This is a genomic window from Streptomyces sp. NBC_01224 (assembly GCF_036002945.1).
Classification (GTDB): Bacteria; Actinomycetota; Actinomycetes; order Streptomycetales; family Streptomycetaceae; genus Streptomyces.
In genome coordinates, this window is sequence record NZ_CP108529.1 from 5,485,915 (window position 1) to 5,511,671 (window position 25,757).

Below are 25,757 nucleotides of genomic sequence, written 5' to 3' on the forward strand. Positions count from 1 at the left end.
TCGCTTCGCTTCCGCTGCGGGCAGGTGCCGCCTTCGTACCTCAGGCGCCCCCTACCCTCCGCTGCAGCTCAGCTCAGCCGCTCGGTCTTGTGGTCGCGTTCGCTTCGCTTCCGCTGCGGGCAGGTGCCGCCTTCGTACCTCAGGCGCCCCCTACCCTCCGCTGCAGCTCAGCTCAGCCGCTCGGTCTTGTGGTCGCGTTCGCTTCGCTTCCGCTGCGGGCAGGTGCCGCCTTCGTACCTCAGGCGCCCCCTACCCTCCGCTGCAGCTCAGCTCAGCCGCTCGATGACCATCGCCATGCCCTGGCCGCCGCCCACGCACATGGTCTCCAGGCCGAACTGCTTGTCGTGGAACTGCAGGCTGTTGATCAGTGTGCCGGTGATCCGGGCGCCGGTCATGCCGAAGGGGTGGCCGACGGCGATGGCGCCGCCGTTGACGTTGACCTTCTCCAGCGGCAGGCCGAGGTCGCGGTAGGAGGGGATCACCTGGGCGGCGAACGCCTCGTTGATCTCGGCCAGGTCGATGTCGTCGATGGTCAGCCCGGCGCGCTTCAGTGCCTGCTTGCTGGCCTCCACCGGTCCGTATCCCATGATCTCGGGGGAGAGGCCGGAGACACCGGTGGAGACGATCCGGGCCAGCGGGGTCAGGCCCAGCTCGCGCGCCTTGGTGTCGGACATGATGACGAGGGCGGCGGCGCCGTCGTTGAGCGGGCAGCAGTTGCCGGCGGTGACCAGGCCGTCGGGGCGGAAGACCGGCTTCAGGCCCTGCACGCCCTCCAGGGTGACGCCCGCACGCGGGCCGTCGTCCTTGCTGACGACCGTGCCGTCGGGGGTGGTGACCGGGGTGATCTCGCGCTCCCAGAAGCCGTTCTTGAGGGCTTCCTCGGCGAGGTTCTGCGAGCGGACGCCGAACTCGTCCATGTCCTGGCGGGTGACGCCCTTGAGCCGGGCCAGGTTCTCCGCGGTCTGCCCCATCGCGATGTACGCGTCCGGGACCAGGCCGTCCTCGCGCGGGTCGTGCCAGTCGTCGCCGCCCTGCTCGGCGCGGGCCGCGGTGCGGGCCTCGGCGTCGGCGAACAGCGGGTTGTGCGTGTCCGGCCAGCTGTCCGAGTTGCCCTTCGAGAAGCGGGACACCATCTCGACACCGGCCGAGATGAAGACGTCGCCCTCGCCGGCCTTGATGGCGTGCAGCGCCATCCGGCTGGTCTGCAGGGAGGACGAGCAGTAGCGGGTGATCGTACAGCCGGGAAGGTGGTCCATCCCCATCTGTACGGCGATGATGCGGCCCAGGTTGTTGCCCTGCTCGCCGCCGGGAAGGCCGCAGCCGAGCATCAGGTCGTCGATGTCCTTCGGGTCCAGCTCGGGCACCTTGGCCAGCGCGGTCTGGATGATCGTGGCGGTCAGGTCGTCCGCGCGCAGGTCCTTCAGCGAACCCTTGAAGGCCCGGCCGATGGGGGAACGGGCAGCAGAGACGATCACGGCTTCGGGCATCACGCGGCTCCATGAGGGCTGGAAGGCGGGTTCTGGCAGGTGCTGACTTGGAAGTTACCTGTACGTAGGTGCTGGGTCACCGGGCAGCGCATGTGACGCCGACCTCTTTTCTAAGCGGCCGCTCAGTCGATCAATTGGCGGGCAGGTTGTGCGACTCCCCGTGCGACTCTCCATATGGCTCCTCGGGCGCCTCCTCGTGCGGCTTCGCGTGCGAATCCCCCTGTGGTTCCCCGAGCGTCTTCGGGGGCGCCTCCCCATGCGTCTCCGGGTGCGGCTGGGGCTCCGTGGCCGCGGGCAGACGCCGCCGCCTGCGGTGCTTGAGGAGCGCCCAGGGCGCCCGCGCCCCCGTGACCTCCGTACCGGCTTCCCTGGCCGCCTGGGAGGCCGCCTTGGCCACCGGCAGCATGTCCTCGCGCCGGGCCCCGTCCAGACGGTCGGACTCCGGCCACAGTCCCAGCACCGCACAGAGCGTGGGCAGGACCGCCATCGCCGCCGTGGCGTACCCCTCCGCCGACGGGTGGTAGTTGTCCGGACCGAACAGCTCCCGCGGATTCGCCTCGAACTCCGGCCCCAGCAGGTCGCCCAGCGACACCGTCCGCCCGCCCTGCTCCACCGAACCGATCGTCTGGGCCGCCGCCAGCTGCCGGCTCACCCGCCGGGCCATCCAGCGCAGCGGCTGGTAGACCGGCTCGATCGTGCCGAGATCCGGGCACGTGCCGACCACCACCTCCGCGCCCGCCGTGCGCAGCCTGCGAACCGCGGTGGTCAGACAGCGCACCGACTGGGTGGCGGGCATCCGATGCGTCACATCGTTCGCCCCGATCATGATCACGCAGACGTCGGGCCTATGGGACGGATCGGCGAGCAGCAGCGAGACCTGCCGCTCCAGATCGTCCGACCGGGCGCCCGGCTGCGCCACAGTGCGCAGATCCACCGGCCGCTCGGACACCGCCGCCAGCCCCGAGGCGAGCAGCGCCCCCGGTGTCTGCCCGGCCCGGCGCACCCCCTGTCCGGCCGCCGTCGAGTCACCCAGCAGCCCTAGCCGCAACGGGTCGGCGGGGCCGGTGAACGCCACCCCGTACCGTCCGTCCGCGCTCGGCGGAACCGGTGCGATACCGCCGCCCACCTGCCGTTTCGCCAGCTGGACCTCCGCCAGCAGTACGCCTACCGCCGCCGCGCCGAGCAGCCCGATGCTGCCGCCGCCGTAGGCCGCGCCCGCTGCGATCCGCCGTGCCACCCTTGCCCTCGACACAGTCCGGTCCACCTCCTCGTTGCCGTATCGCCGTACATACAGCTAACTGCCCCGCAGCGACCGTCGCTCAATCGCTTCGCCCAATCCCGTGCCCGTACGCATACGCTTGCCGCACCATCTCGGAGACCCCGGAGTACACGGTGCAATTCCACGATTCGATGATCAGTCTCGTAGGCAATACCCCGCTGGTGAGGCTGGGCAGTGTCACGGCCGGCATCCAGGCGACGGTCCTGGCCAAGGTCGAGTACTTCAATCCCGGCGGTTCGGTCAAGGACCGCATCGCCCTGCGCATGATCGAGGCCGCCGAACAGAGCGGCGAGCTGCAGCCCGGTGGCACGATCGTCGAGCCGACCAGCGGCAACACGGGCGTCGGCCTGGCGATCGTCGCCCAGCAGAAGGGGTACAAGTGCATCTTCGTCTGCCCCGACAAGGTGTCCACGGACAAGATCAATGTGCTGCGCGCCTACGGTGCCGAGGTCGTCGTCTGCCCGACGGCCGTTGACCCCGAGCACCCCGACTCGTACTACAACGTCTCGGACCGGCTGGTCCGCGAGACGCCGGGAGCCTGGAAGCCCGACCAGTACTCCAACCCGAACAACCCGCGCTCGCACTACGAGACCACCGGTCCGGAGCTTTGGGAGCAGACGGACGGGAAGATCACCCATTTCGTCGCGGGTGTCGGCACCGGCGGCACGATCAGCGGCACCGGCCGCTATCTGAAGGAGATCAGCGGCGGCTCGGTCAAGGTCGTCGGCGCGGACCCGGAGGGATCGGTCTACTCCGGCGGCTCCGGACGCCCGTACCTCGTCGAGGGGGTCGGCGAGGACTTCTGGCCGAGCGCGTACGACCGTACGGTCACGGACGAGATCATCGCCGTGTCCGACAAGGACTCCTTCCAGATGACCCGCCGCCTCGCCAAGGAGGAGGGCCTGCTGGTCGGCGGCTCCTGCGGCATGGCGGTCGTCGCCGCCCTGGAGGTCGCGAAGCGGCTGGGCCCGGACGACGTGGTCGTCGTCCTGCTGCCCGACAGCGGCCGCGGCTACCTGAGCAAGATCTTCAACGACGAATGGATGGCCGACTACGGCTTCCTGGAGGACACCGGACCGTCCGCACGCGTCGGGGACGTACTCGACCACAAGGACGGCCCGATCCCGACGCTCGTCCACATGCACCCCGAGGAGACCGTCGGCGAGGCGATCGACGTCCTGCGTGAGTACGGCGTCTCGCAGATGCCGATCGTGAAGCCGGGCGCCGGCCACCCGGACGTGATGGCCGCCGAGGTCATCGGTTCGGTGGTGGAGCGGGAGCTGCTGAACGCCCTGTTCGCTCAGCGGGCCTCGCTCTCCGACCCGCTGGAGAAGCACATGTCGCCGCCGCTGCCGCAGGTCGGTTCCGGTGAACCGGTCGCGGACCTGATGGCGGTGCTCGGCGGCACGAACGCGGCGGACGCGGCGATCGTGCTGGTGGAGGGCAAGCCGACGGGCGTCGTCAGCAGGCAGGACCTGCTGGCCTTCCTCGCCAAGGACGCGGCCGCCGGCAAGCCGTAGCCGGCTCGGAGGCCGGGCTTCGCGAAAACGGTACGAGCGCGACACGTACGCGCAGCACCGGCTTAACACGAGTCCGGCAGATTGATGGGTGTCGGCAGGGAAACCCGCCGACACCCGATACGGCGACACGGACTACGGAGCGGCTCCCGGACCTCCACCGTCGCCAGGACGCGGTGACCGGCCCTGACCCGGACCGTGTCCCTCGCGGGGACCGCCGTCGTCCCGCCCCCTGGGAAACCGGGGGTGCGGCGGTCCCCGCGATACATCCATGTGCGACGGTCATCTGCGCGGACGTCTGCGACGGTCATGCGCGCGGACGTCTGCGACGGTCATATGCGCGGACCGTGCGACGGGCGAGTGCCTGGCCGGCCGGGTGAGGCGCCGTTCGCGCCCCCGGCGGCGTCTCACCCGGCCGGTGCGGCCGCCCAGCTCGCCAGCAGCGCGATGCGTTCCGCGGTCTCGCTGCCGGGCTCCGGGGTGTAGACCACCAGGGACTGGCCGGGGTCGCCGGGCACGCCGAGCGTCTCGTACGGGAGGGTCAGCTCGCCCGCGACGGGGTGGTTGATGCGCTTGACGCCGTAGGTCTTCGCCTTCACCTGGTGATCCGCCCACAGCCGGCGGAAGTCCTCGCTCTTCATGGACAACTCGCCCACCAGTGTGGCCAGTTGCTTGTCATCGGGATGCAGCCCCGCATCCAGTCGCAGATGTGCGACCGTCTCCGCCGCCACCGCGGCCCACTCCGGATAGAGCTCGCGCGTCGCCGGGTCGAGGAAGACCTGGCGCGGGATGTTCAGTTCCGCCGGGCGCATCCGCGAGTAGCCGACGACCGCGTCCCCCAGCGCGTTCCACGCCAGTACGTCCATCCGGCGGCCCAGGATGAAGGCCGGGGCCCCGCCGAGCGTGTCCAGCAGCAGGCGCAGACCGGGGCGGACCCGCTGGGTGGCGGCCGGGGCCGAGGCGCGCGGCCCCGGGCGCGCCACCGTACGCAGATACGTGTGCTCCGTCTCGTCCAGCTGGAGCACCCGGGCGATCGCGTCGAGCACGGCGTCCGAGACGCTCGGGCCGCGCCCCTGTTCCAGCCGTATGTAGTAGTCGACGCTCACCCCCGCGAGCTGCGCGACCTCCTCGCGCCGGAGTCCGGGAACCCGCCGTCGGCCGCCGTACGCGTTCAGCCCCACGTCCTCGGGCTGGATGCGGGCTCGCCGTGAGCGGAGGAAATCACCGAGGTCGCCGTCCATGACACCGATCGTAGAAGAAGTACGGGCGCCGATCCTGGTACTGGCAGACCCAGGAACAACGCATCCCTGGGTAGCCGGGCGGCAGCCGCGCAGAGTGGGACCAGGCCCGGGGAAACGCCCCGGTCCTGAGAGCGCAAGGAGTACGGACATGTCGTACGAGACCCTCGCAGGCCGCACCGCCGTGATCACCGGAGCCGCCAGCGGCATGGGCGCCGCGACCGCCCGGCTGCTCGCCGCCCAGGGCGTCAGGGTCGCACTGCTGGCCCGGCGTGCGGAGCGGCTGGAGGAGCTGGCCGCCACGATCGAGGCGGAGGGTGGTGAGGCGCTCGCCGTCACCGCCGATGTCACCGACCAGGCGTCCGTGGACGCCGCGGCCGAGCGGGTGCACAGCACGTTCGGGCAGGTGGACCTGGTGGTCAACGCGGCCGGTGTGATGCTGCCGAATCCGGTGGACGAGGGCCGGACGGACGAGTGGCAGCGGATGATCGACACCAATGTGACGGGCGCCCTGCGGATCATCCGGGCCTTCACATCCGACCTGGTGGCGGCGGCCGCCGACGGCCGCACCGCGGACCTGGTGAACATCTCGTCCATCGGCGCGCACGTCACGTTTCCCAACTACGCGGTGTACGGGGCGACGAAGGCCGCGCTCACCCACCTGTCGTCGTCGCTGCGCACGGAGTTCGGACCTCGCGACGTCCGCGTCACGAACATCGAGCCGGGTCTCACCGACACGGAACTGGGCGGCCACATCGACAACGCCGAGCTGAGCGGGCAGCTCGACGGTATGTTCGACGCGGTCGGGGCACTGTCGAGCGAGGAGATCGCCGACCTCGTGGCCTACGCCACCAGCCGCGCGCGCCACCTCAACCTGCGCCAGCTGGTCGTGCTGCCCACCCGCCAGGCGTAGCGCCCGTGTCCTCGGGCCCGGCCCGCGGCTCTCAGTCCTCCCAGTCGGACTCCGTGCGCCCGGAACGGTGCCGGAACCAGGGCCGGCCGCGGGCGGCGTGCACGGCATTGACGGCGACGATGCCGAGCCAGGCGACGACCAGCCCGCCGGTATGGGCGGCCGCGGCGCCGATCGCCGACAGCGGGATGGCCAGGATCAGCGAGATGATCCCGAAGCCGTAGCGCTCGCCGAAGTTCCCCATGGGCTGCGGCGGGCGCGCACCCCTGGCGACGCTCACCTGCTGCTCGGCGAGATGGCGCCGGACGCGGCGGTCGAGCGTGGTGTCGAGACGTTGCTCGACCTTCTCCAGGAACGACTCGACGAGCGCGGACTCGTAATCCGAACCCAGCTCACTACGGGCATGCAGGGTGGCATCGAGCTCGCTCTTGAGCTCAGGGTCACGGGTTTCCATGTCTTTTACGGTACGAATCGGGAGCGCTCCGGGCAGTGGGGCTAACCCCCCTCTTTGGACCGGTGCGGCCGATGGGGGCGGAGTCACGACGGGGGTGCGGCCGCTGCCAAAAAGTAGTCCGTAACATCCGGGACCGCCGGAGCGTGTTCATGGCGAGAGCGTTTCTTGGGCGCGATGAACGGACGGGGGGACGATGCCGACGGGGCACGAGGATTTCGACGCGTTCTACACGGCTACGGCCAAGCGCCTGGTTGCCACGGTTTACGCCATGACCGGCGATCTGGGCGAGGCGGAGGACGCGGTGCAGGAGGCATATGTGCGGGCCTGGCAGCGATGGGACCGGCTGGCACGCGACGGCGATCCGCTGCCCTGGGTGCGGACGGTGGCCATCCGGCTGGCGATCAGTACGTGGCGAAGGGCGCGCAACCGGGTGCGGGCGCACTTCCGGCACGGGCCGCCCGAGGAACTGCCAGGCCTCTCCGTGGACCGGGTGGCGTTGGTCGGGGCGCTCGGCGAGCTGAGCGCCGAGCAGCGGCAGGTCGTGGTCCTGCACCATCTGCTGGATCTCCCGGTGGAAGAGGTGGCGCGCGAGGCGGGAGTGTCGAACGGCGCAGTACGGACCCGGCTCCACCGGGCCCGCAAGATCCTCGGCGAGCGGCTCGCCGAGACCATAGTCACTGCCGGGCGAGTGGAGGGCGTTCACCATGGCTGAGGTCGAGGAACTGCTGGACGGCGTCGCGGTGCGGTTGCCTGCCGCCGAGGAGATCCGGGCGAGGGGTAGGCGGCGTTCGCGCCGCAGGACCACGACGGTGGTGGTGTGCACCGTGGTGCTGATGGCCGCCGGGGCCTGGGCCGTGCTGCCGACCGGAGCGAATCAGCGGCACGGGCGCGGCACGGTTGCCACCACGCCGGACAATCCGTTCCGCAAGGACGGTCTGGTCCAGATGATGCGGGCGGACGAGGTGCCCCTTCATGGGACGTGGCACTGGAAGGAGGACGACCGACCGACCACCGGCGCCGGCTCGCAGGAGGATCCCCTGCCGAACCTGGGTCTCGGCAGAGCCTGCGTGCAAACGCCCCCTCCGGTGGGCGCGGCCGACGAGACCAGCTACAGCCGGTGGTACACGGGCAGGGACGGAGCCGTGGCGCAGCACTGCATCGTCGAGTACGACGACGAGGCCACGGCCCGGGAGCAGCTGAGGAAGACGGGCGACGTACTGGAATCGGGCGGTCTGCGGCCGACGCCGGGGAACTCGGGGAAGGCGGAGGACGGGAGCGGCTCCTGGGTCGGCACGGTGGAGGGCGGTCGTACGCTGCGGGTGTTCACGCGGCGCTGGAACTCCTGGGTCTCGGTCACCGAGGTCCTGGACGGCGTGCGCGGTTCCTGAGCGCGGGGGAGGCCCGGCCCTCGCTGCCGCTGCATATGGACATGCAGACGCCTTACTGGCTGAATGGATCTGTCGGCGCCGGACCGTGGTGCGACGGATCTACCGAGGGGACAGCATGAGCGGGAGCAGCCCGGCCGCGCGGTTGCAGCAGCTCTTCGAGGGGCACCGGCTCACACCCACCCAGCGGCGCATCGCGCACTCGATGGTGCGCAGAGCCGGGGACGTGCCGTTCCTGTCGAGTGTGGAGCTGGCCGAGCTCGCCGGGGTCAGCCAGCCGTCCGTCACCCGGTTCGCCGTGGCGCTCGGCTTCGACGGCTATCCGGCACTCCGCAGGCACCTGCGCGAGGTCACCCCCGCCGGGTCCGTGGCGGAGGGCGGGGACGACGCGTACAACGAGTACCAGCAGGCCGTTCTCGGTGAGATCGAGAACCTTCGACATCTGGCCGAGCTGCTCGCCGACCCCGGTCCCATCGAGCGCGCGGGCAGGCTACTGGCGGCCTCGCGTCCGCTGCCGGTGCTCGGGCTGCGGGCCGCCTCCTCGCAGGCACGCGGGTTCGGGTACTTCGCGGCCAAGGTGCATCCCGACGTGCGGGTGCTCGACGAGGGCGGCAGCATGCTGCACGACCGGATCGACGCCGCGCGGCGGGCGGGCGCCTCGGCGCTGATCTGTTTCGCGCTGCCCCGACACCCGAAGGAGGTCGTGGACGCGCTCGCGTACGCGCGGGAGCAGGGGCTGACCGTCGTATCGGTCGCGGATTCCGCTTTCGCGCCCGTCGCCAAATGCAGCGACCTGCTGATCCCGGCCGCCGTCGGCACCGGGCTCGCCTTCGACACCGCGTGTGCGCCCATGCTGCTGGGACGGGTGCTGCTGGAGGCGATGTGCGACGACCTGCCCGACGTGCAGGCACGGCTGGAGGAGTTCGACACCCGAGCGGTGGCACGGGGGCTCTTCGTCGAGTGACGGGCGCCGCCCGGCGGTCCGGCGGCGAGCAGCCCTGATGCGCCCCGAGTCCGGAGCCCGGACAGCGGTGCGCTGTCGCGCCGGGCGGCGGCCCGGTCAGGATCAGGTGCTGGGGTCGCCCCGCCGACCTCGCCCCGCCCCTTCTCAGGCATTGCTCATTTACGGCTATTAATCTCCCGGCCCAGAAGGATCAGAAGGAGCTGCGGAGAGGGGTACGGACGTGGGGCGCGGAGCGCAGTCGTTGGCGAGGGTGGCCGTGATCGTACGGGCCGGAGCCGCACCGCTGTGGTGGCCGGGGCTGCTCGCCGCGGCGATCGGCGCGCTGGTGCCGGGGCTCACCGGACGCCGGATCGGGCTGCTGGCCGGAGCGGCGCTGTTCCTGGTCACCGCGGCCGTGGTGGCGCTCGTACGCGGCCGGCGGTACGCGGAACTGGCCAGGGGCGCCACTCGCGCCGGGCGGTCCGACTTTCTCCAGGACCGGGCCGTGACCGTACGCAACTGGCGACGCGGGCACCGGTGGTGGCTGCTCGGGGCGTTCCTCATGGCGGTGGCGAGCGCGTTCCTGCTGCCCGGGGCCGGCGGGATGGTGCTCGCGGGCGCTGGGGCCGGGCTCTGGATCAAGGCCGTCAGGATCGGGCAGCGCGAGCGCCGGGACGACACCCTGTACTGGGTGCGGACCGACTGGGCGGAGCGCGGACGGCCCGCGGGCAAGCAGGTGAAGGGGTATCGGACGACCGGACCGATGGCGGGTGACGCCGCGCCCGGCGGGGCGCGGCGCCGGCGCTGAGGCCGCCGGGTCAGACCTCCAGCTCGGCCTCGATCCGCTTCAGCTGGTGGCGGGCCATGGCCAGGTTGGCGCGGCCCTTGTCCAGCACCAGGTACAGGAACAGGCCGTTGTTGCCGCGGGCCTTGAGCAGCCGGATCAGGTGGTACTGGCCGCCGAGTGTGATCAGGATGTCCTCGATCTCGTCCTGGAGGCCGAGGTGCTCCATCGTGCGGAGCTTGGCGCGTACGACATCGGTGTTGCCCGCGGCCGCGACCTCCAGGTTGAAGTCCTTGCCGCCGCCGAGGGTGCCCAGCGCCATTCCGCTGGTGTAGTCGACGAGGGCGACACCGAGGGTGCCCTCGATGGACGTCATCGCTTCCTTCAGTGACGTTTCGGTGTTCGCCATGAGTGCTCGATTCCTTTCCTGGCCGGCCGGGACGACCGGATCCGTGGGTTGTTTCCTGGGCATGTGGTGTTACGTGCGGTGCGGCAGCGGTCCGGGCTGTGCGGGGCGCTGCTCGGGGGCGCGGGCCGGGGGCGCCGGCTGTGCGGCGCGTTCCAGTGCGGTGTCGACCAGTTCGCCGATACGGGTGCCTGCCCGGCGGCCCTCCAGATGGAGCCTGCCGACGTTGATCCGGTCCTCGGCCAGCAGCGTGAGGACGGCCGAGGAGCCGGCGGCGTACGTCGCGATGTAGCCGGTCTCGCCCCGTACGAGAAGTTCACGGAAGCCGCCCCGGCCGGTCGCGTCCGCCATCCGGATCGCGACGCCGAGAGCGGCCGCGGTCAGTGCGGCGACGCCCTCCGCCTCCACGCCCGGGGTGTCATGGGCCAGGACGAGACCGTCGGTGCTGGCCGCCAGGGCGCCGGAGAGGAGCGGGACCCGGGCCCGTAACCGCTGGAGCTCGGCCAGGACATCCTGTACTTCGGCCTCGGGCACCATCAGCTGTCTCCTCCCGGCACGCTGTCTGAGCGCGCGTATCACAGGGCCTCCAATGCGTCTCGGAGCCGGCGCAGCAGGGCGACGTCGGGGTCGGCCGTGACCTCGGGAAGTGCGACCCGGCCGGGGGCGGTCGCGGCCGGCAGCTCCCGTACCGCTTCGACCAGTCCGGCCGCGGCCAGGCGCCGCAGACCGACCAGTACGTGGAATGCCGGCCTGCCCAGCTCCTGGGCGATGTCCGATGCGGTACGCACCCCGTCCACGAGATCGAGCACGCGGCGCCGGGCCGGCGGAACGGGTGCGTCGAAGGGACGGGCCGTCCGTACGAGCGGTGCGCTGTCGGTCACCGCGTCGGGCCAGATCCGCTCCAGCAGCTCCCGGCGCCGGAGCGTCTCGCGCTGCACGGCATCGACGGGGACGGGGCGGACGGGGCCGATCCAATGAGAGACCCCGTAGCGGAAGCGGGCCGGGGTCCGGGTGGGGGCGAGCGCGAAGAACGCCGCGTCGTACAGCGCGCCGAGGTGGCACAGCTCCAGCGCCCCGCCCGGCACCCGTCCGCTGTCCACCAGATAGCGGCCGACCCGCTGCCCGGCGCCCGCGCTGGCGACCGCCTCCCACCAGCCGTCGCGGTGCAGGGCGCCGCCCGTGGTGAGCAGGACGTCTATACCGGGTGTCGCCGGGCTCTCGGCGTGCACCACCTGGCCCTCGGCGAGATAGAGGGTGCCGCGGTCGCGCATCAGGGCGCCGGTGGCGCGTTCGTCGGCGAGGCGCTGCAGCATCGGGGAGAGGGCGGTGACCGGGGAGGGGGCGGTTCTCATGCGAGGACCAGCCGCTCGGCCATCTCGCCCAGTCGTATCCGGGCGAGGGCCAGATTGCCCTCCGCCCGGTCGAGCCACAGATGGACGAAGACGCTGCTGTCGAAGGCCGTCTCGACGAAACGGAGGATGTGGTACCCGGCGCGGGTGGTGACGATGACGTCCTCCACCGGCGGCGGTGCTCCCGTAACGGCCTTTTCCCGTAATGCGGCTGACGGTCCGGTGGCCTCCAGCGCGAAGGCCGGCTGCTCGGCCGCCATCCTCGCGACCTCGGCCGTCTCCGCGGCGGTGGCCTCGTGATCGCCGTTGGGCGATTCGCCGATGGTGCCGAGGGCGAGGCCGCTCGTCCAGTCGACCACCGCGGCGCCGCGGGCGCCGGGCAGCCTCATGACTTCGAGCAGGCACTCGTCGATTCCGGGCACGCGCACTCCCCTCCCGACGTGGCGTACGGCTGTGACCCAGAGGCTACGCAACGTGCTCGCCCCAGGTGGAGGTTCTGGCATTTTCCATAGGTACATGCGAAAGAGATCTTCGAAGGGCGTGCCGGAGGTGCGCCGGGGCGCCCTGTGCGCGGGGCGGCCGAGTGCTGTTCGTCCAGCTGTCGGCGCGGGACTGTTGACTACGAGTATTCAGGCCGCCAGGATGTGAATAGAAGATTTACAAGTTGCGAGGAGGCATCGCCATGTCAGGACCCCGCCCCGTACGGGCACCGCGCGGTACGGAACTGAGCGCCCTGGGATGGCAGCAGGAGGCCGCCCTGCGCATGCTGCAGAACAACCTCGACCCCGAGGTCGCCGAGCACCCCGACAAGCTCGTCGTCTACGGCGGCACCGGCAAGGCGGCCCGCGACTGGCGCTCGTTCGACGCGATGGTGCGCACACTGCGGACGCTCAAGCAGGACGAGACCATGCTCGTCCAGTCCGGGCGTCCGGTCGGCGTCATGCAGACGCACGAGTGGGCGCCGCGCGTCCTGATCGCCAACTCCAATCTGGTGGGCGACTGGGCGAACTGGGAGGAGTTCCGTCGCCTGGAGGCGCTCGGGCTCACCATGTACGGCCAGATGACCGCCGGATCGTGGATCTACATCGGTACGCAGGGCATCCTGCAGGGCACGTACGAGACGTTCGCCGCCGTCGCGGCGAAGAAGTTCAACGGGACACTGGCCGGCACGATCACCCTGACCGCCGGACTCGGCGGCATGGGCGGCGCCCAGCCGCTCGCCGTGACCATGAACGACGGTGTCGCGATCTGTATCGACTGCGACCCGCGCGCCATCGAGCGCCGGATCGAGCACCGCTACCTGGACGTGCGCGCCGACTCCCTGGAGCACGCGCTTCAGCTGGCCACCGAGGCCCGGGACGCCCGCAAGCCGCTCTCCATCGGTCTGCTGGGCAACGCGGCGGAGCTGCTGCCGCGGATGCTCGCCGAGGGCGCACCGATCGACATCGTCACCGACCAGACCAGCGCGCACGACCCGCTCTCGTACCTCCCGCTCGGTGTCGACTTCGATGACATGGCCTCGTACGCCGCCGAGAAGCCCGCCGACTTCACGCAGCGCGCGCGGGAGTCGATGGCCAAGCACGTCGAGGCGATGGTCGGCTTCATGGACGCCGGGGCCGAGGTCTTCGACTACGGCAACTCGATCCGTGGCGAGGCCCAACTCGCCGGGTACGCACGGGCCTTCGACTTCCCGGGCTTCGTTCCCGCCTACATCCGGCCGCTCTTCTGCGAAGGCAAGGGCCCGTTCCGCTGGGCGGCGCTGTCCGGCGAGGCGTCCGACATCCACAAGACCGACAAGGCGATGCTCGAACTCTTCCCGGAGAACGAGTCCCTGCACCGCTGGATCAAGATGGCCGGCGAACGCGTCCACTTCCAGGGGCTGCCCGCCCGGATCTGCTGGCTCGGTTACGGCGAGCGCGACCGGGCCGGCGAGCGGTTCAACGACATGGTGGCCTCCGGCGAGCTGGCCGCTCCGCTGGCCATCGGGCGCGACCACCTGGACTGCGGCTCCGTGGCCTCCCCGTACCGGGAGACCGAGGCCATGCTCGACGGGTCGGACGCGATCGCCGACTGGCCGCTGCTGAACGCCATGGTCAATGTGGCGTCGGGGGCCTCCTGGGTCTCCATCCACCACGGCGGCGGCGTCGGGATGGGACGTTCCATCCACGCCGGGCAGGTGACCGTCGCCGACGGTACGAAGCTGGCAGGCGAGAAGATCCGCCGGGTGCTCACCAACGACCCGGGCATGGGCGTCATCCGGCACGTCGACGCCGGGTACGACATCGCGGAGTCCGTCGCCGCGGACAAGGGCGTGCGCGTACCGATGACGGAGGGGCAGTGACCCGGGAGGACGGCCGTGGGGCAGTGACCCGGGAAAGGGGCGGGGCCGGGGACGGCGCACCGTCGTTCCAGGCCATGTGGCGCGAACTCCTGCCGGTCGGCCGGCATCAGGACAGCGGGGGCTACCGCCGCTACGCCTGGACGGGGGCCGATGCCGACTGCCGCGCCTGGTTCCGGGCGCAGGCCGAGGCGCGCGGGCTCACCTACGAGCTCGACCGGAACGGCAATCAGTGGGCCTGGCTCGGTGACCCCCTCGCGGGGGACGCCGTAGTCACCGGATCGCATCTCGACTCCGTACCGGACGGCGGTGCCTTCGACGGGCCGCTCGGTGTGGTCTCCTCCTTCGCCGCGCTCGACGAACTTCGCCGCAGGGGAGTGGAGTTCACCCGGCCGCTGGCCATCAGCAACTTCGGTGACGAGGAGGGAGCCCGCTTCGGGCTCGCCTGTGTGGGCTCCCGGCTCGCCGCCGGACAGCTGACCGTCGAGGCGGCACACCGGCTCCGCGACGGTGACGGCATCACCCTGCCGCAGGCCATGGAGGCGGCCGGATACGACCCCGACGCCATCGGCCCCGACCCCGAACGGCTCGCCCGAATCGGTGCGTTCGTCGAGCTCCATGTCGAGCAGGGACGCGCCCTCGACCTCACCGGCGACCCGGTCGGCATCGCTTCCGCGATCTGGCCGCACGGGCGCTGGAGGTTCGACTTCCGGGGCGAGGCCAACCACGCGGGCACCACCCGGCTGGTCGACCGGCGCGACCCGATGCTCACGTACGCCGAGACCGTGCTGGCCGCCCGCCGCGAGGCGGAGCTCGCCGGAGCCGTCGCCACTTTCGGCAAGATCAGCGTCGAGCCCAACGGTGTCAACGCCATCCCCTCCCTCGTCCGCGGCTGGCTCGACTCCCGCGCCGCCGACCAGGACCGCCTCGACGCCGTGGTCGGCGGCATCGAGCGGGCCGCCCGGGAACACGCCGAGCGGGCCGGGATCGACCTCGATGTCGTACGGGAGTCCTTCACGCCCGTAGTGGAGTTCGAGCACGCCCTGCGTGACGAGCTCGGCAAGATCCTGACGGGCCGGGGCGACGCCGATCGCGCCGTACCGGTCCTCGGTACCGGCGCCGGGCACGACGCGGGTATTTTGTCCGCTTCGGTCCCGACCGCCATGCTGTTCGTACGGAACCCCACCGGGATCTCGCACTCGCCGGCCGAGTACGCCGCCGAGGACGACTGCGTGGCCGGGGTGACCGCACTCGCCGACGTACTGGAAGGTCTCGCGTGCAGCTGACAACGGAACCGACGGGCCGGCCCGTCACCGTGACGTACTGGTTGTCCCACGCCTGGCTCGGCACCCATGTCGAGCCGGGCGTCGCCCTGGACGTGTCCGGCGGGGTCATCGCGGGCGTCCGCACCGGCGTGGCCACCCCGCCGCCGGGCGCCACCGTGCTGCGCGGGCTCACCCTTCCCGGGCTCGCCAACACCCACTCGCACGCCTTCCACCGCGCCCTGCGCTCCACCGTCCAGGTCGGCTCCGGCACCTTCTGGACCTGGCGCGAGACCATGTACCAGGTCGCCTCCCGGCTCACCCCCGATTCGTACTACGACCTCGCCCGTGCCGTATATGCCGAGATGGCCCTGGCCGGGATCACCGCGGTCGGCGAATTCCACTATCTGCACCACGCGCCGGGCGGCACCCCGTACAGCAACCCCAACGCGATGGGCGAGGCGCTGATCGCGGCCGCGGGTGAGGCCGGCATCCGGATCACGCTGCTGGACACCGCCTACCTCTCCGCCGGATTCGGCCGGCGCCCCACCCAGTACCAGCAGCCCGACCAGCACCAGTTGCGCTTCTCCGACACCACCGCGGACGCCTGGGCCGAACGCGCCTCCCTCCTCAAGGGCAGCGACCACGCACTGATCGGCGCGGCCATCCACTCCGTGCGCGCCGTCCCTGCCACGCAGCTCGCCACCGTGGCCGCGTGGGCCGAGGAGCGGCAGGCACCGCTCCATGTCCACCTCTCCGAACAGACCGCGGAGAACGACGCCTGCCTCGCCGCCCACGGCTGCACCCCCACCCGGCTCCTCGCCGACCACGGGGTCCTCGGCCCGCGCACCACCGGCATCCACAACACCCACCTCACCGGCGAGGACATCACGCTCCTCGGCTCCTCGGCGACCGGCACCTGCATGTGCCCCACCACGGAACGCGACCTCGCCGACGGAATCGGTCCGGCCGTCGCCCTCCAGCGCGCCGGCTCGCCGCTCTCCCTCGGCAGCGACAGCCATGCCGTGATCGACCTCTTCGAAGAGGCCCGGGCGATGGAGCTCAACGAGCGCCTGCGCACCCGGGCACGCGGTCACTGGACAGCGGCCGCCCTGCTGCGCGCCGCGACGGTCGACGGACACGCCGCGCTCGGCCGGCCCGAGGCGGGCATCCTCGAACCCGGCGCGCCCGCCGATCTGGCGACCGTCGCCCTGGACTCCGTCAGGACAGCGGGACCGGTGCCCCGGCTCGCTGCCGAAACAGCCGTATTCGCCGCCTCCGCAGCCGATGTGCGGCACACGGTCGTGGCAGGCCGGCACATCGTCCGCGACGGGCAGCACACCCTCGTCGGGGACGTCCCCGCAGCGCTCGCCTCGGCCATCGCCGCACTCCACCACTGACCACCCCGCCGCCCCGGAGGCGGCCGGTCCCCGGACCCCCGCACGCGTCGCCCCGCAGTCCCGCTGACGGACCGCCGCTCCGGAGACGGCCCACCGGCAGACCGCCGCCCCGCAAGCCGATACACAAGGAGAGCAGTCGCCCGATGACGACGACCGCCATCACCAACATTGCCGCCCTGGTCACCAACGACCCCTCCCTGTGCGCGGATTCCCCCCTGGGCCTGATCCGGGACGCGGCCGTCGTCATCGAGGGCGACCGGGTCGTCTGGACCGGTGAGTCAAGCAAAGCACCCGCCACTGACAACGCCGTCGACGCGGGCGGCCGGGCGGCGATCCCCGGCTTCGTCGACTCCCACTCCCACCTCCTGTTCGCGGGCGACCGCACCGAGGAGTTCAACGCCCGGATGTCCGGCCGCGCCTACAGCGCGGGCGGCATCAGGACCACGGTCGCCGCCACCCGCGCCGCCACCGACGACGAACTCTCTGCCAACGTCGCCCGATACCTCGCCGAGGGCCTGCGCCAGGGCACCACCACCTTCGAGACCAAGTCCGGCTACGGCCTCACCGTCGAGGACGAGGCCCGCGCCCTGCGCATCGCCGCCCAGCACACCGAAGAGGTCACCTACCTCGGCGCCCACATCGTCTCCCCGGACTACGCCGACGACCCGGCCGGCTACGTCGACCTGGTCACCGGGCCGATGCTCGACGCCTGTGCCCCGTACGCCCGTTGGGTCGACGTCTTCTGCGAGAAGGGCGCCTTCGACGGCGACCAGGCCCGCGCGATCCTGACCGCGGGCATCGCGAAGGGCCTGCACCCCCGCGTCCACGCCAACCAGCTCGGCCACGGCCCCGGCGTCCAGCTCGCCGTGGAACTCGGCGCCGCCTCCGCCGACCACTGCACCCACCTCACCGACGCCGACGTCGACGCCCTGGCCCAGGGCACCACCGTCGCCACCCTGCTCCCCGGCGCCGAGTTCTCCACCCGCGCCGCCTGGCCGGATGCCCGCCGCCTGCTCGACGCGGGCGTCACCGTGGCCCTCTCCACGGACTGCAACCCGGGCTCGTCGTTCACGTCCTCCGTGCCCTTCTGCATCGCGCTCGCCGTACGCGACATGGGCATGACGCCGGACGAGGCCCTCTGGTCCGCCACCGCGGGCGGCGCCGCGGCCCTGCGCCGTACGGACATCGGCCGCATCGCCCCCGGCGCCCGCGCCGATCTGGTGCTCCTGGACGCGCCCAGCCACGTCCACCTGGCCTACCGGCCGGGCGTGCCGCTGGTCCACGCGGTCTGGCAGCGCGGCGAACGCGTCGTCTGACCCGCACAGCACGACGCGAACGCGCCGCCCGGCACGGTGCCGGGCGGCGCGTCATGTCACAGCAGGGCGAACACGGCCCGACGCGGTTCTAGGCCCAGGGGATCCACCCCGGCGCCATCCACGTCGCCGCCGCGGCTCCGCACAGAAGGCAGAGCGCCTTGTCCGCCCAGCGGGGCGCGCCGAGCTTGACTGCCGCGTCTGCCGCATCGGCCGTGATCAGCAGACCGCTGAGGAGGACGAGAGGACCGTCGCTCCAGGTGATCTCCGGGCGGCCGATGGCCAGCCAGCCGACCGCGATGCCCACCAGGCACAGGCAGGTGTAGAGCGCGCGCGGGCTGGGCCTGGAGCGGAGTTTGTTCCTCGACCGGTGGACGAAGATGAGCGCGAGCTGCGCCAGCAGCGCTATCAGCGCGAACATTGTGGACGGCTCCTAGAACTTGCAGGCATTCTGGATGGCGGAGATGCCGAGGAGCGCTGCGATGGCCTTGCGGTGTGTCGAGGTCATCTTCCGGCGCTTGGTGTAGGTGCGGATGAGGTTCGCCGTCTTCTTGACGCCGATCCGCTTCACCAGCCGGATGGCGGTCAGCACACGTGCCGAGGAGCCTACCGGCGTCAAGGCGGCGATGACGCCGGCGATGGCCGCCGCGCACTTGGTGATCTTCCACGTGGTCGACCAGAACCCGGGGTCGATCACGATGGGGAAGGCGCCGGCCGAGGAGAACTCGACTTCCTGGACGATCTTGCCCGCCCCCGGCATCAGCCGTGGGGGCGGGCCCTTCCACAAGTCCGGCGTACGGTACGCCCGTTCACTCCTCCAGGGTCAGTCCCTTGCGGAGTCTGACCAGCGTGCGGGAGAGCAGCCGGGACACGTGCATCTGCGAGATGCCCAGCTCCTCACCGATCTCCGACTGCGTCATATTGGCGACGAACCGGAGCGAGAGGATGCGGCGTTCGCGCCCCGGCAGGGACGCGATCATCGGCTTCAGGGACTCGACGTACTCGATGCCTTCGAGTCCGTGGTCCTCGTAGCCGATGCGGTCCGCCAGCGCGCCCTCGTGGTCGTCCTCCTCGGGCTTGGCATCCAGCGAACTCGCGGTGTACGCGTTGCTCGCGGCCATGCCCTCGACGACCTCGTCGTTACTGATGCCGAGGCGGTCGGCGAGCTCGCCCACAGTGGGTGAACGATCCAGCTTCTGGGCGAGCTCGTCGCCCGCCTTGGCCAGGTCGAGCCGCAGCTCCTGCAGCCGGCGCGGTACGCGCACGGACCAACTGGTGTCGCGGAAGAAGCGCTTGATCTCGCCGACGATGGTCGGCATCGCGAACGTCGGGAACTCCACGCCCCGGCTGAGCTCGAAGCGGTCGATCGCCTTGATCAGGCCGATGGTGGCGACCTGGATGATGTCCTCCATCGGTTCGCTGCGGGAGCGGAACCGGGAGGCGGCGAACTTGACCAGGGCCAGGTTCAGTTCGACGAGCGTATTGCGGACGTACGAGTACTCGTGGGTGCCCTCTTCGAGGGATTCGAGTCGCGCGAAGAGCGTCTTCGACAGGGCCCTGGCGTCCAGCGGCCCCACTTCGTCGTAGGGCGGGATCTCGGGAAGTCCTTCGAGACCGTCGGTGACGCCGTAGTTGTCGACGCTGTCGACGGCGGTGCTGCTGGTGCTGCTACGCGTGCCGTCTCCGGCGTTCGCGGCAGGGGAGTCTGAGTGGGTCAGTCCCTGAGGACATGCTGACGTCGCGTCGTGGGTACGCGGTCCGTCGAGCCGGGGTGACATGATCGCCTCCATCGTTCTCGGCATATGGCTGCCGATGCCCATACGTGTTTCCTGCGGTGAAGCGGCGCCTCCAAAGCCGGCCGTGTTTTGGGTGTCCCCCTACCCTTACCCGGTTCGGACGGGCAGTTACAAGCTCCAATTGAGGCTATATGTCCGATATGTTGGGGTCTTCGGGTACCGCGTGGCGTACGGAACGCGTACTGTTTCAAGAACGTCAGCGACGGCTACAACGAATCTGCGCACGCTGAGACGCAGGCAGTGACGACGGCGAAGAGGGACGGGCATGGACCGCGGGACGGTCGGCAGTGCGAACCGGGGTCGGCTTCAGGTCGAGACCCGTACCGAGGGGTGCAGCGAGGTCGTGACGCCGGTGGGTGAGCTGGATCACCACACGGCGGATCTGCTGCGGGAACCCCTGGAGAGCGCGGTCGAGCAAGGGCGAGTACGCCTGGTGGTCGACTGCTCGCGACTCGAATTCTGTGATTCCACCGGGCTCAATGTGCTGCTCGGTGCCCGCCTCAAGGCGGAGGCGGCCGGGGGAGGGGTCCATTTGGCCGGAATGCTGCCGGTGGTGGCGCGGGTCTTCGAGATCACCGGGGCCGAGGCGGTCTTCACCGTCCACGACTCCCTGGAAGCGGCCCTGGACGCCTGATCGTGGCGCGTTCCGCGGCCCCGGGTGCCTCATGTGTTGCCCGTGTCACGCGATCCGCGTAGACGAATTGGGTGTTGTCACGATTCGGCCGGGCAGGAGACACCCGGCGGAGTCGTGGGCGGCCCGCGCACTCTGTATCTGTATTTGTAACTGATCAATGGCGACATGGTGAATCGGTGAGGTGAAGCGCTGATGAGCACCACCCGGCAGCATCCGCCGGGCGACCGCGGCCGCGAGCCGGAGGGCGCCGGCGTGGGCGCACCCGCGGACGCGGGCGCCGGCGCGGCCTCCCCCGAGACGGTCGAGCGGCAGTGGCGCACGTTGTCGCTGCGGGGAGTCGGCGGCATCGTGCCGACGGCCCGCGACTTCGCCCGCCAGGCGCTTCACGACTGGGGCTGGCTCCCTGCGACGAGCGCCGACGGGCGGGCCGCCGCCGAGGACGTCCTGCTGGTCGTCTCCGAGCTGGTCACCAACGCCTGTCTGCACGCGGACGGTCCCGAGGAACTGCGTATCGCCTGCACGGCGAAGGTGCTGCGGGTGGAGGTCGTCGACGGGGGTGCGGGACAGCCCGCACCGCGCACCCCGCACCGGGCCGGCCGGCCCGGCGGGCACGGCATGTTCATCGTGCAGCGGCTCTGCCTGGACTGGGGCGTCCTGCGGGTGGCGGGCCGAGCAGGTAAAACCGTCTGGGCGGAGCTGGCCGCCCCCGCGTAGCCGCTGATTCGGGACGTGGGGGCGCATGGCCCCGTATTTGCACCTTTGAAGAGCGCGCCGGATCGGCGCGCTCTTTGTCTTCCCTCCACAAGGCCCCGGGCGTACCTTGAGCGCCGATCTGATGTGTCGTCAGTAACTTGCGTCGGTGAGAGACGGCGCACGGCGACTTCCGGCATGAGGGGAACTCAAGGTGTCCTACCAGAAGCGAACAGCTCTCGCGCTGGCGTCCGCGCTGGCGGGCACGGTGGTGCTGATGGCCGCGCCCGCCGCCCACGCCACGGTCGTGGACGTCGACTACCAGTGCAAGACCCCGATCGGGGACAAGAGTGCCGTGTCTCCCATCGACATCAAGAGTGTCAAGAGCGGCGGCGGCTACAAGCTCACGATGTCCTTCCAGAAGGGCGTCTCGTCCAGCCCCGTCGAACTGGGCAAGGGTGCGATGAACCCCAGCGCGGTCATCAAGGTGGGGGGTGCGGACTCGGGCCGGGTCCAGGTCTCCGGTGCGCCGAACTCCGCTGCCATCCCCGCCAACACCCCCATCAAGATCAGTGACCTGTCGGGTACGTACACCCCCAGGAAGAGCGGCAAGGTCGACTTCACCGCCGGTGTGCTGACCATCAAGGCGCTGGGTACGACCACGACCTGCACCCCCTCCAACAACCCGGGGCCGTCGCTCCAGCTCGATGTGACGGCCGCGGGCAACGCGCAGAGCACCCTGGACAACGGCGGGCAGCTACCGAAGACCGGTCCGCTCGACTCGGCCGTGGCGCTCGGCACGCTCGGCGGCACGGTGTTGCTGACCGGTGCGGCCGGGGTGCTCTGGCTGACCAGGCGCGGGCAGGGAGCCGTGCGCCGATAGGGCGTTTCCTCCGGTCCTCCGGATCGGGCCGGATCCGGAAGAAAGGCCCCGGCCCCACGATCCCGCCGCCGTCACGCACCAGGGAGCTGCCCATGCCGTCGCCGACCGGCCACGCCGCCCGACTCGTCCTCGCCGTACTGCTGTTCACCTTCGCCATGACTCCGGTGGCCGGTGCCGCGGCCCGGAGGCCGACGCCGGCGAGCGCCGCGTCGTGGACGGCGCAGCCCGCGGTGAGCGGTTCCGGCATGGACGGCGGCAGACCGTACTTCTATCTGGAGGGCCCGCCCGGCACCGTTCTCCAGGACCGGCTCTCCGTCACCAACTCCGGTACGGCCCCGGTCACCGTGCGGCTGCGTGGCGCCGACGCGTACAACGCCGAGGGCGGCGACTTCGCGGTGCGCGGTGGCAAGGGCTCCACCGGGACCGGTGCCTGGCTGCGAACCGCCGCCGCCGAGGTGACCGTGCCGGCCCGCACCCGCGCCGATGTGCCGTTCTCCGTCACGGTGCCGACAGGCGCGACGCCCGGCGACCACCCCGGTGCGATCGTCGTGCGGAGCGGCGACCGCTCGGTGGGCGTACGGGTCCAACTGCGGGTCGGCGGGCCGACGCTGGCCGCGCTCACCGTCGAGGACGTCACCGTGTCCGGGCAGACCATCCACTACACGCTGGTCAACCGCGGCAACACGGAGCTGGCGCCGCGGATCACCGTCGCCGCCGACGGAGTGTTCGGGACGCTGCTGCGGCGCGAGGCGCGCACGCTGCCGGTGGAGCTGCTGCCCGGACAGCGCGTCAGGCTCAGCGAACCGTGGCGGGATGCCCCGGCCCTCGACTCGGTGACCGTACGGCTGCGCGTCACGGCGGCGGGCGGCGCGCACAGCGAGGCGACGGCCCGTGCGGCCTTCGTCCCGTGGGCGCCGGTGACCGGCGGCGCACTGCTGCTCCTGGCCGCCGTCGCCGCGGGCGGGTACGCGTACCGGCTCCGGCGCTCACGCAGACGGCCACCGGACGACGGCGGGCCCGGACAGTTCTCGGGCGATCAACGGCACTCGGAGAGAAGACACTTGGTGAAGGCGGGAGCGGAATCGTGACTGGACAGCCCGGACCGGCATCACTCCGGAGCGGCAGCCACCGGTGGGCGGCCGCGCTGCTCGGCGCCCTGCTGCCCGCCCTGCTGATGCTCTCCACCACCGGTGCCGACGCGGCGGGTACGAGGGCCGCGGACGCGAAGCCGGTGATCACCCTCTCCAAGCAGCAGGCGGGCAAGGGTGGTGACATCACCGTCAAGGGCAGCGGCTGGCGCCCGAACGCGCTGCTGATGATGCTGATCTGCGGGCAGGCCACGCCGGACCGCGGTGTGATCGGCGGCACCAACTCCTGCGCCAATGCCGAGGGCCGTGCCGTCACCACCGGCACCGAGGGCGACTTCAGCAAGAAGATGCCGGTCGCCGAGCCGCCCGCACCCTGCCCCTGTGTGGTTCATGTGGCCACCGTCACCGGGGAACACGCCACCGCCGACGCCGTGTTCGTCGTCGCCGGCCACCCGGTCGCCGCGCTGCCGAAGGAGAGCGAGGGGGGCAGGCTCGCGGTGCTGGCCACCACCCGGCTCGAGGGCGACAGCGGAATCCTCACCTGGTTCGGCGCCCCGCCCTCCCGGCAACTGGTCTTCACCGTGGGCAACCTGGGCTCCGCTCCCGTCAAGGACCCGGTCTTCCGGATCGGCACCGCGCACGGCGTCTTCGCCCCGCAGTGGGAGGAGCAGCAGTGGCGCGGCACCATCGAGTCCGGTCGCAAGGCGCAGATCAAGCTGCCGGTCGAACTGACGGCGGGCGCCCACGGTGACTACCAGGTCTCGCTGAAGTACGGCAGCAAGGTGCTGGCCGAGCAGCCGTGGGGGGTCGGCCGCCCCTGGGGAGTCACGCTCTTCTGGATCCTGCTCTGCGTCGTCGTACCGGCCGCCGTGTTCCGGATCGGCATGGCGATCGTCGACAGAGTACGTCCCCGCACCTCGCGCACCCCGGTCCGTGCCGGGCGCCACCCGCAACTGGCCGATGTGACCGCCAGGCTCCCGAAGCTGCGACGCGCACCGGGGCCCGCCGAGAGCCCCGCGGCAGCGCCCGTCACCACGGCCGCTCTGCCATGGTTCACACCCGATTCCGCACCGTCAGAGAACAGACCGACGACGAAGGGACATTCGTGAGTACGCAACGGAGGACGGTCGCGGCGGGAGTCGCGATGATGCTCGGCGGCGCGGGCATGCTGCTGGCCGCGAGCCCGGCCCAGGCCGCCGAGATCTCGTACCGGACGGAGTGCATTCCCCCGCCCATCTCCGGGCTGCCGCCCGTGCAGGGCACCACCAGGGTGCAGCTGACCGCGCCGGCCGAGGCGAAGGTCGGGGACACCGTCGAGGTGGTGTGGAAGACGGTCGAGGCCGCTTCCAGGAACCCCGACGTCCTCGACCTGGAAAAGGACACGGTCAAGCCGACCGGCACCATCAAGGTGGGCGGCGCGACCACGGGCAGCCTGAAGATGGAGGGGCCGCGGCAGAACCCGCCGATCCCCAAGAACAGCGCCATGGTGCTGCCCGACATGAAGGGCACACTGAAGCTGGAGAAGGCCGGTGAGATCACGCTGACACCGGACGCCTACAACATCAACGTCTCCAAGCCGATCTCCACGGACACCAAGTGCACCCCGAAGGAGACCGTGCAGCCGGGTGCGACCATCAAGGTCACGGACGGCGGCGGATCCACGACCGCGGGCGGCACGACCACCGGCTCCACGACCGCGGGCGGTACGACCACCGGCTCCACCACCGCGGGCGGTACGACCACCGGCTCCACCACCGCGGGCGGCACGACCACCGGCTCCACCACCGCGGGCGGCACGACCACCGGCTCCACCACCGCGGGCGGTACGACGACCGCGGGCGGCACGACGACCGCGGGCGGCACGACGACCGCGGGCTCCGGCGGCGGCCAGACCGACTTCCCCGGCAAGGAGGTCTCGGTCAACTTCGCCTGTACGTCCCCGGGACCGGCCGGCATCGCCTCCAAGGTGACGATCAACGCGAAGAAGAGCGGCGGGAGTTACGCGCTCACGGTGAAGACTGCCAAGGGCGTGATGGACAGCCCCGCCGCGCTGCCCGCCGGTGCGCTCAAGCCGTCCATGGACGTCGTCATCGGCGGCGCCGACAAGGGCTCGGTGAAGGTCACCGGACCCGCCAACGCCCAACCGCTGGAGCAGGGCAAGCCGGTCGATCTGTCCGACATGACCGGCACCTACAAGCCGGGCGCGTCCGGGAAATCCACGCTCAGCCCCGGCACCCTGACGATCGATGTCACCCTGGGCTCCTCGAAGATCAACATTCCCTGCAAGGTCAAGGGGTCGGTGACGCCGTCGCTGGAACTGGACACCACAGCCCAGCAGGGCGGCGCCTCCGGAGGCACCACCACGGGCTCCACCGGCTCCGCGGCAGGCGGCACGGACTCCGGCGGCGGACTGGCCGCCACCGGGGCCGAGGACAACGGCACCCTGCGTGCGCTCGGCCTGGTCGCGGGGACGGCGATCCTGCTGGGCGGGGCCGTGTTCACCTTCACCCCGTGGCGCAGGCTGCGCGGCACCAGGTGAGCTGAGCTCCGTACGGATGCACGCGAAGGGCCGCTGCACCGATGTGTCGGTGCAGCGGCCCT

Annotated in this window: 27 protein-coding genes; 16 read left to right on the forward strand and 11 right to left on the reverse strand. The window is 71.2% G+C overall.

Annotation, left to right across the window (positions count from 1 at the left end; translation table 11 throughout):
* Positions 1-266: 266 nt before the first annotated feature.
* Positions 267-1,487, reverse strand: a complete 1,221-nt coding sequence (locus OG609_RS24640) for an acetyl-CoA C-acetyltransferase (RefSeq protein ID WP_327274811.1) — start codon at positions 1,485-1,487, stop codon at positions 267-269.
* A 130-nt stretch (positions 1,488-1,617) separates the two neighbouring features.
* Positions 1,618-2,724 carry an SGNH/GDSL hydrolase family protein gene (locus OG609_RS24645; protein ID WP_327278171.1) on the reverse strand — a complete coding sequence of 369 codons (1,107 nt, stop codon included), beginning with the start codon at positions 2,722-2,724 and terminating at the stop codon, positions 1,618-1,620.
* A gap of 155 nt (positions 2,725-2,879) precedes the next feature.
* Here OG609_RS24645 and OG609_RS24650 point away from each other — a divergent pair, with 155 nt between their 5' ends.
* Complete coding sequence (locus OG609_RS24650; RefSeq protein ID WP_327274812.1) at positions 2,880-4,286, forward strand: cystathionine beta-synthase; 1,407 nt, start codon at positions 2,880-2,882, stop codon at positions 4,284-4,286.
* A gap of 404 nt (positions 4,287-4,690) precedes the next feature.
* Here the strand turns inward: OG609_RS24650 and OG609_RS24655 are convergent, their stop codons facing one another.
* Complete coding sequence (locus OG609_RS24655) at positions 4,691-5,524, reverse strand: helix-turn-helix transcriptional regulator (RefSeq protein ID WP_327274813.1); 834 nt, start codon at positions 5,522-5,524, stop codon at positions 4,691-4,693.
* 148 nt (positions 5,525-5,672) lie between these two features.
* On the opposite strand from OG609_RS24655, the gene OG609_RS24660 reads away from it, so the two are divergent.
* Complete coding sequence (locus tag OG609_RS24660) at positions 5,673-6,434, forward strand: SDR family oxidoreductase (protein ID WP_327274814.1); 762 nt, start codon at positions 5,673-5,675, stop codon at positions 6,432-6,434.
* 31 nt (positions 6,435-6,465) lie between these two features.
* Here the strand turns inward: OG609_RS24660 and OG609_RS24665 are convergent, their stop codons facing one another.
* Entirely contained in the window at positions 6,466-6,885 is a 420-nt protein-coding gene (locus OG609_RS24665; protein ID WP_327274815.1) for a hypothetical protein, read from the reverse strand.
* 193 nt (positions 6,886-7,078) lie between these two features.
* Between OG609_RS24665 and OG609_RS24670 the strand changes: the two genes are divergently transcribed.
* From OG609_RS24670 to OG609_RS24685, 4 genes are all read left to right on the forward strand, one after another.
* Positions 7,079-7,597 (forward strand): SigE family RNA polymerase sigma factor, encoded by a 519-nt coding sequence (locus OG609_RS24670; protein WP_327274816.1) that lies wholly within the window; start codon positions 7,079-7,081, stop codon positions 7,595-7,597.
* A complete protein-coding gene (locus OG609_RS24675; protein ID WP_327274818.1) occupies positions 7,590-8,273 on the forward strand; it encodes a hypothetical protein in 684 nt (227 codons plus the stop codon). The genes OG609_RS24670 and OG609_RS24675 overlap by 8 nt, the downstream gene beginning before the upstream one ends.
* 115 nt (positions 8,274-8,388) lie before the next feature.
* Positions 8,389-9,234: a MurR/RpiR family transcriptional regulator gene (locus OG609_RS24680; protein WP_327274819.1), complete on the forward strand. Its 846-nt coding sequence runs from the start codon at positions 8,389-8,391 to the stop codon at positions 9,232-9,234.
* A gap of 250 nt (positions 9,235-9,484) precedes the next feature.
* Entirely contained in the window at positions 9,485-10,021 is a 537-nt protein-coding gene (locus OG609_RS24685) for a hypothetical protein (protein ID WP_327278172.1), read from the forward strand.
* 10 nt (positions 10,022-10,031) lie between these two features.
* On the opposite strand, the gene OG609_RS24690 is transcribed toward OG609_RS24685, so the two are convergent.
* The 4 genes from OG609_RS24690 to OG609_RS24705 all read right to left on the reverse strand — a co-directional run bounded on the left by OG609_RS24690 (position 10,032) and on the right by OG609_RS24705 (position 12,174).
* Complete coding sequence (locus OG609_RS24690; protein ID WP_327274820.1) at positions 10,032-10,406, reverse strand: hypothetical protein; 375 nt, start codon at positions 10,404-10,406, stop codon at positions 10,032-10,034.
* A 69-nt stretch (positions 10,407-10,475) separates the two neighbouring features.
* Positions 10,476-10,940, reverse strand: coding sequence for a roadblock/LC7 domain-containing protein (locus OG609_RS24695; RefSeq protein WP_093898745.1), 465 nt, complete (start codon positions 10,938-10,940; stop codon positions 10,476-10,478).
* A gap of 38 nt (positions 10,941-10,978) precedes the next feature.
* The gene (locus OG609_RS24700; RefSeq protein ID WP_327274821.1) at positions 10,979-11,755 is read right to left on the reverse strand and encodes a winged helix-turn-helix domain-containing protein; all 777 of its coding nucleotides are present in this window, start codon (positions 11,753-11,755) and stop codon (positions 10,979-10,981) included.
* Positions 11,752-12,174 carry a hypothetical protein gene (locus tag OG609_RS24705; RefSeq protein ID WP_327274822.1) on the reverse strand — a complete coding sequence of 141 codons (423 nt, stop codon included), beginning with the start codon at positions 12,172-12,174 and terminating at the stop codon, positions 11,752-11,754. The genes OG609_RS24700 and OG609_RS24705 overlap by 4 nt, the downstream gene beginning before the upstream one ends.
* Positions 12,175-12,434: 260 nt before the next feature.
* On the opposite strand from OG609_RS24705, the gene hutU reads away from it, so the two are divergent.
* The 4 genes from hutU (at position 12,435) to hutI (ending at position 18,068) form a co-directional block, all read left to right on the forward strand.
* Entirely contained in the window at positions 12,435-14,093 is a 1,659-nt protein-coding gene (gene hutU, locus OG609_RS24710; RefSeq protein WP_093898742.1) for a urocanate hydratase, read from the forward strand.
* 74 nt (positions 14,094-14,167) lie between these two features.
* On the forward strand, positions 14,168-15,376 hold the full coding sequence (locus OG609_RS24715; RefSeq protein WP_327278173.1) for an allantoate amidohydrolase: 1,209 nt from the start codon (positions 14,168-14,170) through the stop codon (positions 15,374-15,376).
* Entirely contained in the window at positions 15,367-16,752 is a 1,386-nt protein-coding gene (locus tag OG609_RS24720; protein ID WP_327274823.1) for a formimidoylglutamate deiminase, read from the forward strand. Before OG609_RS24715 ends, OG609_RS24720 begins: the two co-directional genes overlap by 10 nt.
* A gap of 143 nt (positions 16,753-16,895) precedes the next feature.
* The gene (gene hutI / locus OG609_RS24725; RefSeq protein WP_327274824.1) at positions 16,896-18,068 is read left to right on the forward strand and encodes an imidazolonepropionase; all 1,173 of its coding nucleotides are present in this window, start codon (positions 16,896-16,898) and stop codon (positions 18,066-18,068) included.
* An 88-nt stretch (positions 18,069-18,156) separates the two neighbouring features.
* On the opposite strand, the gene OG609_RS24730 is transcribed toward hutI, so the two are convergent.
* From OG609_RS24730 to OG609_RS24740, 3 genes are read right to left on the reverse strand one after another with little or no spacing between them, the layout of a single operon-like run.
* The gene (locus OG609_RS24730) at positions 18,157-18,486 is read right to left on the reverse strand and encodes a hypothetical protein (protein ID WP_327274825.1); all 330 of its coding nucleotides are present in this window, start codon (positions 18,484-18,486) and stop codon (positions 18,157-18,159) included.
* A gap of 12 nt (positions 18,487-18,498) precedes the next feature.
* Positions 18,499-18,852 (reverse strand): hypothetical protein, encoded by a 354-nt coding sequence (locus OG609_RS24735; protein WP_327274826.1) that lies wholly within the window; start codon positions 18,850-18,852, stop codon positions 18,499-18,501.
* 22 nt (positions 18,853-18,874) lie between these two features.
* Entirely contained in the window at positions 18,875-19,843 is a 969-nt protein-coding gene (locus OG609_RS24740) for an RNA polymerase sigma factor SigF (RefSeq protein ID WP_327278174.1), read from the reverse strand.
* A gap of 283 nt (positions 19,844-20,126) precedes the next feature.
* On the opposite strand from OG609_RS24740, the gene OG609_RS24745 reads away from it, so the two are divergent.
* The 6 genes from OG609_RS24745 (at position 20,127) to OG609_RS24770 (ending at position 25,695) form a co-directional block, all read left to right on the forward strand.
* Entirely contained in the window at positions 20,127-20,495 is a 369-nt protein-coding gene (locus OG609_RS24745; protein ID WP_327274827.1) for an STAS domain-containing protein, read from the forward strand.
* A 192-nt stretch (positions 20,496-20,687) separates the two neighbouring features.
* A complete protein-coding gene (locus OG609_RS24750) occupies positions 20,688-21,209 on the forward strand; it encodes an ATP-binding protein (protein ID WP_327274828.1) in 522 nt (173 codons plus the stop codon).
* Between the two features lie 190 nt (positions 21,210-21,399).
* The gene (locus OG609_RS24755) at positions 21,400-22,068 is read left to right on the forward strand and encodes a peptidase (protein ID WP_327274829.1); all 669 of its coding nucleotides are present in this window, start codon (positions 21,400-21,402) and stop codon (positions 22,066-22,068) included.
* 92 nt (positions 22,069-22,160) lie between these two features.
* A complete protein-coding gene (locus OG609_RS24760) occupies positions 22,161-23,156 on the forward strand; it encodes a hypothetical protein (RefSeq protein WP_327274830.1) in 996 nt (331 codons plus the stop codon).
* Positions 23,153-24,265, forward strand: coding sequence for a hypothetical protein (locus tag OG609_RS24765; RefSeq protein WP_442817999.1), 1,113 nt, complete (start codon positions 23,153-23,155; stop codon positions 24,263-24,265). Before OG609_RS24760 ends, OG609_RS24765 begins: the two co-directional genes overlap by 4 nt.
* Positions 24,266-24,300: 35 nt before the next feature.
* On the forward strand, positions 24,301-25,695 hold the full coding sequence (locus OG609_RS24770; RefSeq protein WP_327278176.1) for a hypothetical protein: 1,395 nt from the start codon (positions 24,301-24,303) through the stop codon (positions 25,693-25,695).
* Positions 25,696-25,757: the final 62 nt, after the last annotated feature.

What these genes read in the sequence shown, in the direction of transcription:
- OG609_RS24640 (WP_327274811.1), bottom strand. Translation starts at nt 1,487, where the DNA reads ATGCCCGAAGCCGTGATCGTCTCTGCTGCCCGTTCCCCCATCGGCCGG.
- OG609_RS24740 (WP_327278174.1), bottom strand. Translation starts at nt 19,843, where the DNA reads ATGTCACCCCGGCTCGACGGACCGCGTACCCACGACGCGACGTCAGCA.
- OG609_RS24655 (WP_327274813.1), bottom strand. Translation starts at nt 5,524, where the DNA reads ATGGACGGCGACCTCGGTGATTTCCTCCGCTCACGGCGAGCCCGCATC.
- OG609_RS24690 (WP_327274820.1), bottom strand. Translation starts at nt 10,406, where the DNA reads ATGGCGAACACCGAAACGTCACTGAAGGAAGCGATGACGTCCATCGAG.
- OG609_RS24695 (WP_093898745.1), bottom strand. Translation starts at nt 10,940, where the DNA reads ATGGTGCCCGAGGCCGAAGTACAGGATGTCCTGGCCGAGCTCCAGCGG.
- OG609_RS24670 (WP_327274816.1), top strand. Translation starts at nt 7,079, where the DNA reads ATGCCGACGGGGCACGAGGATTTCGACGCGTTCTACACGGCTACGGCC.
- hutI (WP_327274824.1), top strand. Translation starts at nt 16,896, where the DNA reads ATGACGACGACCGCCATCACCAACATTGCCGCCCTGGTCACCAACGAC.
- OG609_RS24675 (WP_327274818.1), top strand. Translation starts at nt 7,590, where the DNA reads ATGGCTGAGGTCGAGGAACTGCTGGACGGCGTCGCGGTGCGGTTGCCT.
- OG609_RS24745 (WP_327274827.1), top strand. Translation starts at nt 20,127, where the DNA reads ATGGACCGCGGGACGGTCGGCAGTGCGAACCGGGGTCGGCTTCAGGTC.
- OG609_RS24770 (WP_327278176.1), top strand. Translation starts at nt 24,301, where the DNA reads ATGATGCTCGGCGGCGCGGGCATGCTGCTGGCCGCGAGCCCGGCCCAG.
- OG609_RS24760 (WP_327274830.1), top strand. Translation starts at nt 22,161, where the DNA reads ATGCCGTCGCCGACCGGCCACGCCGCCCGACTCGTCCTCGCCGTACTG.
- OG609_RS24715 (WP_327278173.1), top strand. Translation starts at nt 14,168, where the DNA reads ATGTGGCGCGAACTCCTGCCGGTCGGCCGGCATCAGGACAGCGGGGGC.
- OG609_RS24750 (WP_327274828.1), top strand. Translation starts at nt 20,688, where the DNA reads ATGAGCACCACCCGGCAGCATCCGCCGGGCGACCGCGGCCGCGAGCCG.
- OG609_RS24660 (WP_327274814.1), top strand. Translation starts at nt 5,673, where the DNA reads ATGTCGTACGAGACCCTCGCAGGCCGCACCGCCGTGATCACCGGAGCC.
- OG609_RS24680 (WP_327274819.1), top strand. Translation starts at nt 8,389, where the DNA reads ATGAGCGGGAGCAGCCCGGCCGCGCGGTTGCAGCAGCTCTTCGAGGGG.
- OG609_RS24665 (WP_327274815.1), bottom strand. Translation starts at nt 6,885, where the DNA reads ATGGAAACCCGTGACCCTGAGCTCAAGAGCGAGCTCGATGCCACCCTG.
- hutU (WP_093898742.1), top strand. Translation starts at nt 12,435, where the DNA reads ATGTCAGGACCCCGCCCCGTACGGGCACCGCGCGGTACGGAACTGAGC.
- OG609_RS24700 (WP_327274821.1), bottom strand. Translation starts at nt 11,755, where the DNA reads ATGAGAACCGCCCCCTCCCCGGTCACCGCCCTCTCCCCGATGCTGCAG.
- OG609_RS24730 (WP_327274825.1), bottom strand. Translation starts at nt 18,486, where the DNA reads ATGTTCGCGCTGATAGCGCTGCTGGCGCAGCTCGCGCTCATCTTCGTC.